6 protein-coding genes, 1 tRNA gene and 1 pseudogene are annotated in these 7608 nt (G+C 54.8%); 5 read left to right on the top strand and 3 right to left on the bottom strand.

Features of this window, described 5'->3' with window-relative positions; translation table 11 throughout:
* Positions 1 to 92: 92 nt before the first annotated feature.
* Both rpsA and G9Q73_RS01700 read left to right on the top strand, forming a co-directional pair.
* Positions 93 to 1778: pseudogene (rpsA, locus tag G9Q73_RS01705) on the top strand (30S ribosomal protein S1); the annotation flags it as partial.
* A gap of 78 nt (positions 1779 to 1856) precedes the next feature.
* On the top strand, positions 1857 to 2150 hold the full coding sequence (locus G9Q73_RS01700) for an integration host factor subunit beta (protein ID WP_177418207.1): 294 nt from the start codon (positions 1857 to 1859) through the stop codon (positions 2148 to 2150).
* Between the two features lie 72 nt (positions 2151 to 2222).
* On the opposite strand, the gene pap is transcribed toward G9Q73_RS01700, so the two are convergent.
* Entirely contained in the window at positions 2223 to 3758 is a 1536-nt protein-coding gene (pap, locus tag G9Q73_RS01695; protein WP_177418206.1) for a polyphosphate:AMP phosphotransferase, read from the bottom strand.
* Between the two features lie 331 nt (positions 3759 to 4089).
* On the opposite strand from pap, the gene lexA reads away from it, so the two are divergent.
* Together lexA and G9Q73_RS01685 are read left to right on the top strand one after the other, a co-directional pair.
* Positions 4090 to 4695, top strand: a complete 606-nt coding sequence (lexA, locus tag G9Q73_RS01690) for a transcriptional repressor LexA (protein WP_177418205.1) — start codon at positions 4090 to 4092, stop codon at positions 4693 to 4695.
* Positions 4695 to 5933 carry a DNA polymerase Y family protein gene (locus G9Q73_RS01685; RefSeq protein ID WP_177418204.1) on the top strand — a complete coding sequence of 413 codons (1239 nt, stop codon included), beginning with the start codon at positions 4695 to 4697 and terminating at the stop codon, positions 5931 to 5933. The genes lexA and G9Q73_RS01685 overlap by 1 nt, the downstream gene beginning before the upstream one ends.
* A 7-nt stretch (positions 5934 to 5940) precedes the next feature.
* On the opposite strand, the gene G9Q73_RS01680 is transcribed toward G9Q73_RS01685, so the two are convergent.
* Together G9Q73_RS01680 and G9Q73_RS01675 are read right to left on the bottom strand one after the other, a co-directional pair.
* Positions 5941 to 6123: a hypothetical protein gene (locus G9Q73_RS01680; RefSeq protein ID WP_177418203.1), complete on the bottom strand. Its 183-nt coding sequence runs from the start codon at positions 6121 to 6123 to the stop codon at positions 5941 to 5943.
* 190 nt (positions 6124 to 6313) lie between these two features.
* Positions 6314 to 6985, bottom strand: a complete 672-nt coding sequence (locus G9Q73_RS01675; RefSeq protein WP_177418202.1) for a Bax inhibitor-1/YccA family protein — start codon at positions 6983 to 6985, stop codon at positions 6314 to 6316.
* Positions 6986 to 7157: 172 nt separating this feature from the next.
* Between G9Q73_RS01675 and G9Q73_RS01670 the strand changes: the two genes are divergently transcribed.
* Positions 7158 to 7248, top strand: a tRNA-Ser gene (locus G9Q73_RS01670).
* Positions 7249 to 7608 lie beyond the last annotated feature (360 nt).

The following is a 7608-nucleotide window of genomic DNA, read 5'->3' as shown; positions in this document are numbered from 1 at the left end:
CCGCATAGCCAGCTGGATCGACCAGCTTTTTTTAACCATTAACCCGGCAGGTTTTTACAACTGCCTGTGCAACCGTTCAGCGTTGCAGGAAATCCAAACCCATGACCGAAAGTTTTGCAGAATTATTTGAGGAGAGCCTCTCCAATACCCAGCTTCGTCCCGGTGCCATCGTTATCGGCACGGTGCTGGACATCACCTCCGAATCCGTCATCGTCAATGCCGGACTCAAGTCCGAAGGCGTGATCCCGCGTTCCCAGTTCCTTAATTTGGATGGCGAGATCGAAGTCAACATCGGTGATCAGGTAGAAGTCGCCCTGGATGCCGTGGAAGATGGCTTCGGCGCGACCAGGCTCTCCCGCGAAAAGGCCAAGCGCAACCAGGCCTGGAAAGTGCTGGAAACGGCATTTGAAGCAGAGGAGACCATTCACGGCCGTATCAACGGCAAGGTCAAGGGTGGATTTACCGTCGAGCTCGGCGATATTCGTGCATTCCTGCCCGGCTCGCTGGTGGACGTGCGTCCGGTACGCGACACCGCATATCTCGAAGGCAAGGATCTCGAATTCAAGGTGATCAAGCTGGATCAGCGCCGCAACAACGTAGTGGTTTCCCGCCGCGCCGTGGTGGAGCAGGAGTACAGCGCAGAGCGCGAGAAGCTGCTGGAGACTCTGGAAGAGGGTCAGCAGATCAAGGGTATCGTCAAGAACCTTACCGACTACGGCGCATTCGTGGATCTGGGTGGCATCGACGGCCTGCTGCATATTACCGACATGGCCTGGAAGCGCGTCAAGCATCCTTCCGACGTGGTTGAGATCGGTGATGAGATCGATGTCAAAGTTCTTAAATTCGACCGCGAGCGCAACCGTGTCTCCCTGGGTCTGAAGCAGATGGGCGACGATCCGTGGGTCAATCTGGCTCGCCGTTACCCGGAAAACACCCGCATGTTCGGCAAGATCACCAACATCGCCGATTACGGCTGTTTCGTGGAGATCGAAGAGGGTGTCGAAGGTCTGGTTCACGTCTCCGAAATGGATTGGACCAACAAGAACATCCACCCCTCCAAGGTTGTCAGCCTGGATGACGAAGTTGAAGTCATGGTGCTGGATATCGACGAAGAGCGTCGTCGTGTCTCCCTCGGCATCAAACAGTGCAAATCCAACCCCTGGGATGAGTTTGCCGCTACCCACAACAAGAACGACCATGTCTCTGGCAAGATCAAGTCGATCACCGATTTCGGTATCTTCATCGGTCTGGACGGTGGCATCGATGGTCTGGTACATCTTTCCGATATCTCCTGGGATGATGTCGGCGAAGAGGCAGTGCGTGACTTCAAGAAGGGTGATGAGGTTGAAACCGTTGTTCTTTCCGTCGATCCTGAGCGTGAGCGCATCTCCCTCGGCATCAAGCAACTTGCGAAAGATCCCTTCTCCTCTTTCGTTGCCGCCAATGCCAAGGGCAGTCTTGTGAACGGTGTGGTTGCCGAAGTTGATCCACGAGGCGCTGTTATCACTCTGGCTGATGGCGTTGAAGGCTACTTGCGTGCCTCTGAACTCTCCCGCGACCGCGTCGAAGATGCTCGCAGTGTGTTAAAAGAGGGCGACAAGATTGAGGCAAAATTCCTTGGTGTCGATCGCAAAAACCGTACGCTCTCTCTCTCTATCAAGGCGAAGGATGCGGATGAAGAGAGTGCAGCTATCAAGGGTTATGCCCGCGATGCGGCCACTAGCGCACCGACCCTCGGCGATTTGTTGAAAGCGCAGATGGAGAATCAGGACGACTGATTGTTCCTCAATCAGTAGTCTGAACAATGCGGGGGCCGGAGTTGCCGGCCCCCAATAATCACTGGGAAGCTGATAAGAATGACAAAATCCGAGTTGATCGAGATAATCTCTAAGGCGCAGAGCCACCTTGCCTATCGGGATGTGGAGCTTGCGGTAAAGTGCATGATCGAGCAGATGAGCCAGTCTCTCTCCTCTGGTGAGCGTATCGAGATTCGAGGTTTTGGCAGTTTTTCACTTCATTATCGGCCGCCGCGCATGGGACGCAATCCAAAGACGGGCAGAACAGTCGCGCTTTCAGGAAAGTATGTCCCCCATTTCAAACCGGGAAAGGAGCTGCGCGAGCGCGTGAACAGCGCTATTGAGCAAGAGTAGCTGTCTGCCCCACTAGTCAGCCGCTTTCCCTGTTGCTGCTCTTTATAGCAGTAACCCTTTCCGGACTCCCCGTCAGACTTTGAGTGGCCCACAGGGGATATAGCCGCTCGCTTTTCCATCGCTTTTCAACTCAGCCCGCAACCGTTCGACAATCGTTCGCAGTACGGTGACACGGGCATATTTTTTGTCGTTTCCCGGGATCAGATGCCAAGGCGCAAATTCTGTGCTTGTGCGGATCACCATCTCGTTGACCGCCAGTTTGTACTCCTCCCACTTCTCCCGGTTTCTCCAGTCTTCATCGGTTATTTTGTGCTGTTTGTATGGCGTGGCCTTGCGGGCCTCAAAACGGGCGAGTTGTTCGTCGGCGCTGATATGCAGCCAGAACTTCATGACGATGATGCCGTTTTCCGACATCTGCTGCTCGAACTGATTGATCTCTGAATAGGCGCGCTGCCACTCGGGATCGCTGGCAAACCCTTCGACCCGTTCCACCAGCACACGGCCATACCAGGAACGATCGAAGATGGTCATACGTCCAGCCCGGGGCAGATGACGCCAGAAACGCCATAGATAGTGGTGCGCCTTCTCCTCATCGGTGGGTGCAGCAATGGGAATGGTTCGATAGAGACGGGCATCAACTGCGCTGGTAAGACGCCGGATGGCGCCGCCCTTACCCCCGGCATCGACGCCCTCGAAGACCAATACACAGGAACGTTTTTTCTGGTAGGCCTTCCAGGCCAGTTCGTTGGCTTCGGCCTGTAGTTTATTGAGTTCGGATTTGTAGAGATCTCTTTCCTTCGTTTTTGAGAGATCGACATGATCGAGCAGGGTAATCTGCGCCGATGCCTGATTCGGTAGTGTGGGGGCATGAGATGTGGCCGGGATGCAAAGAAGTTGAGGTGACTCCAGGCGGGATTTCATCGTCTCCAACAGTGTCCGGCCAACAGTGAGATCACGGTAACGCTTGTCTGTGGCCTCAATCATATACCAAGGGGTGGCGCCTGTGTCCGTGTGCCGGATGACACGTTCCGCCACCTTTTCAAAATGGCGGTACTGCTGGCTGAAGCGGGCTTTTTTGGGCAGCATCTTCCAGCGGCTCTTGTCATCTCTGGAGAGGCTTTTCAGCCGCTTCTTCTGTACCGTTTCCGGCAGGTGAAACCAGAACTTCAGTATTAATGTGCCATCTTCCGTGAGCATGCGTTCAAAGTCGGCAATACGGTTCAACTCCGCATCCAGTTGCGCATCGTCACACTGGTTGCGGAATCTGTGTTCGATAGGTGCCAGATACCAGCCGCCGAAGAGGATGCTGATATCCCCTTTCGGCGCCAGGGTGCGCCAAAAACGCCAATAGCGGGGGCGCGCCTGCTCCTCATCGGTCTGGTCCCAGAAGGCGAAAGTCTGCACATTACGGGAATCGAGCCACTCATTGAGGCGATTGACCACCCCACCTTTACCCGCCCCTTCAACCCCCGCAACGATAATTACAACGGAAGTATTGGTCTTCCGGATCTCCCGTTGTACATGAAGAAGTTCGGTGCGCAGATCGGCTTCTTCCGCCTTGTAGTCCTCTTTAGTGACTTTTCGACCGACTTTAGTGGCTTCGAACATGGCGCTCTCTCCTGGGGGCTCAGTCTGTAATCCATGTTTCAGGACGAACACTTAAGGTTAGTGTCCATCCGGAAACAATGTTTTAACCACAAAGGACACGAAGAGCACGAAGGTAATAGATTGATTAGCAATAAATTTTCTTCGTGTACTTCGTAGTTAGATATGGGTTTCCGGATAGACACTAGGTTAGTTGTTTACGGGATGAATCGCTATCAGCAACTGCGGGAAACAGCAGTCTGGTTGCTCATGGTCAATTGGAAACGCCATCATCTGTTTACAGTTCTCTAAATGTTCTCTATTATTTGAGGTAGAGAACATTTAGAGAACAATTATGTTGAGCAAAAGTAACCTGAAGACCCTGGATTTTATTCGTGAATTTATTGTTCGCGAAGGTTATGCCCCGACTTTGAGCGAGATTGCGCTGGGGATCGGTATCCGTTCCAAAGGCGTGGCACATCGTTATGTACAGGCATTGGCCCAAGAGGGGGTCATCGAACTGCATGCTGGGCGCAAGCGGGGCATTACCTTGCCGGAACCGAATAAAGAGCGGGATATGACGTTGCCGCTGGCCGGGCGCATTGCAGCGGGGCGGCCGATCGAAGCGATCGAGGATCAGGTGCGGGTGGATCTGGCCGCCTTTTTTATCGGCCCTGGGCGTTTTGCGCTGCAGGTCTGTGGGGATTCGATGGAGGAGGCCGGTATCCTCGATGGCGATATGGTGGTGGTTGCGCAACAGGAGCACGCCGCCGATGGGGACATCGTGGTGGCACTGATTGACAATGAAGAGGCGACGCTGAAATATCTGCGGCGGAATCCACAGGGTGACATCAGTCTGATTCCCGCCAACAGCGCGATGGCGCCCATGGTTTATGCTGCTGAACGGGTGCGTATCCAGGGCGTGGTAGTGGGGCAGCTGCGTACCTATGGTAAGCGTTGATGACGACCTTGGAGGATAGGCGCTGGCGGCGTGTCATCATTTTGATGGATATGGATGCCTTCTTTGCTTCGGTGGAGCAACGGGATCATCCAGAGTGGCGGGGACGGGCGATCGGCATCACCAACGGCCGGCGTGGTACCTGCATCATCACCTGCTCCTACGAGGCGCGTGCCCTGGGGATAAAAACCGGCATGCGGGTCAGGGAGGCGCTACAGATCTGTCCGGATTTTATCCAGGTACCTGCCTCCCCTGAACGGTACGCCGCAGTTTCCACCCGCATCATGCATGTCCTGCGGACGATCACGCCGGATCTGGAGATCTTCTCCGTCGATGAGGCATTCCTTGATGTCACGCAATGTCAGCGGCTCTATGGATCGCCAGAGAAGATAGGGCGTCTGGTAAAAACGCGGGTGGAGATGGCTTCTGGCGTGCGCTGCTCAGTGGGCGTGAGCGGGGATAAGACAACGGCGAAGTGGGCGGCCAAGCAGGGCAAGCCGGATGGTTTTGTGCTGATTCCGCCCTGGGAGGCCAGATATCGCCTGCGGGAAGTGCCGGTCACGGAACTCTGTGGTATTGCAGATGGCGTCGGCCGCTATCTGGCGGAGCGGGGCGTCTATCGTTGTGGTGACATGTCACGGCTGCCGATCGGTGAGCTTGGCCGGCGTTTCGGCAACCAGGGAAGGCGTATCTGGTATATGTGCCAGGGGGAAGATCCGGATCGGGTGGAGACCCGGGTGGCGTCGCCAAAGTCTATCGGTCACGGTAAGGTGATGCCGCCGGATGCACGGGACCTGGAGACAATCCAGATCTATTTGCTGCATATGAGCGAGAAGGTGGCCGCCCGGTTACGCAGACATGAACTACAGGCCAGTCGCTTCTTTGTGGGGCTCCGGGCGGGATGGGGGTGGATTGGCGCCAAGCGGGCTACCCCCCTGCCGACGAGTGACGGGCGCCGGATCATGGCGCTGTGCCGCGAAACCTTGCGTGAGCAGTGGCAGGGAGAGGGTGTCTCTCAGGTTCAGGTCACGGCATTGGATCCTCGACCGGTTTGCGAACAGCTGGAGCTTTTTGGCATGGATGCGCAGGTGGAGTCAGGTGCGTTGCATCAGGTGGTGGATCAAACCAACGCACGCTATGGCGAGTTTGCCATTGCACCCGCCCGCCTGCTCAAACGATCTGATATGCCTAATGTCATCGCACCCTCCTGGAAACCCTTCGGGCACCGTCAGAGCATTTGATGCGGGGCTATCTCACCATCATGATCAGCAGGACTACAAACCCCACTATCGCTGCCAGCGGCAGCACTACGGCCTGCCAGTCACCTTTCTCTGCCTTTGGGCCGTTTTGGCTCCAGTGTTTGTAGGCTGGCCACATAAAAAACAGCATCATCACAACGCCTGCCGCAGCAAGTATCTTCATCCAATCCATAATTGTTTTACTCTTGTAACTGTTCCGAATGTAGGCTCGATCAAGCGTAGCGGATCGGGCACTCCTGAATGAGGATACGCATGGAGTTGCCGGTTCCGCTACGCTTGAACCGGCCTACCATTGATTCCGGCGCACCAAGAAAAAACCCCGGCACAGGCCGGGGCTTTAGCGTACAGCATCAAGTGGCTACTCAATCGTCACCGGAAAACGCCCCCAACAGATGCAACAGGCTGATGAAGATATTGAAGATAGCGAGATAGAGGCCATAAGTGGCCATGATGTAATTGGTTTCGCCGCCACTGATAATGCGACTGGTGTCGAACAGGATAAAGCCGCTCATCAGCAGGATGATGCCTGCGGAGATCGCCAGTGAAAGCGCAGGCAGATCCATGAAGAGATTGGCGAGTACCGCGAGCAGGACAACCATCATGCCGGCAAACAGGAATCCGCCCATAAAACTGAAATTACGTTTGGAGGTCAGCGCGTAACCGGAGAGACCAAGGAAGATGATGCCGGTGCCGCCAAAAGCGGTGCCGATGATCTCAGGGCCTTTCGGCAGGGCAAGGTATTGGGTGAGTATAGCGCCCAGTCCAAAACCCATCAGGCCGGTAATCAGGAAGATGACCCCAATGCCCTTGGAAGAGTTGGCGGTGCGGGGCAGAACAAATATGCCGAGCACCATGGCGCCAATCACCGAGATCATATAGACCATGGGTGGCATCGCCATCGCCATGGAGACCGCAGCCATAATCGCGCTGAAGACCAGCGTTGCAGACAGCAGCATATAGGTGTTCTTGAGCACCTTATTGGTTTCCAGTACCGATTCCTGGGAACGGGCGGTGCTAAGATCGAATTGGTTCATGTCGGCTTTGCCTCCTGGGTAAATGCCTGAAATCGAACGTTTAATATATGACAAAGTACATCCATATTAGTTCAGGGAAGGATACCCGTCTTATTTGAAAGATCAATAGATGAAATATAGGCGAACTCGGGCTTTTTCAAGGGGGAAACTGGTGGTATCCTAGCGCCGCACTGGAGAGGTGGCAGAGCGGTTGAATGCACCGGTCTTGAAAACCGGCGTGGGTTTGTAGCCCACCCAGGGTTCGAATCCCTGCCTCTCCGCCATAAAATCAAAGGCTTACATCATTCTTGGTGTAGGCTTTTTTTGTTGCTTTTGCTCTGTGGGCCAGTGACGCGTTAGGTGCCAGCCCCGCTCCGAACGCTTCCCAGCAAACCACGGCGAATTAAACACCAAAAAATTCAACTGGCGAACTTGTTCTGATCCAGGTCGACCAGCTTCACGGACTCACGGAATGAGTCACCGCCTCAGTGATAATGACAACACCCTAAGTGTTCCCTGTCACAGGAGGTTGCCATGTCCACCATTACCGAATGTCTTTCCCAGGTCAGGTTGGGTGAACCACAGGTCCACCGCAATCTCGTCCTTTTCCCGTTGATCGCAGAAAAGCGCGCTGAACCCCACTA

The sequence above is a fragment of the endosymbiont of Lamellibrachia barhami genome (assembly GCF_011947365.2).
GTDB lineage: Bacteria > Pseudomonadota > Gammaproteobacteria > Chromatiales > Chromatiaceae > QGON01.
Note: the sequence above shows the minus strand (reverse complement) of the source record. Positions and strands in the feature narration are given on the sequence as shown.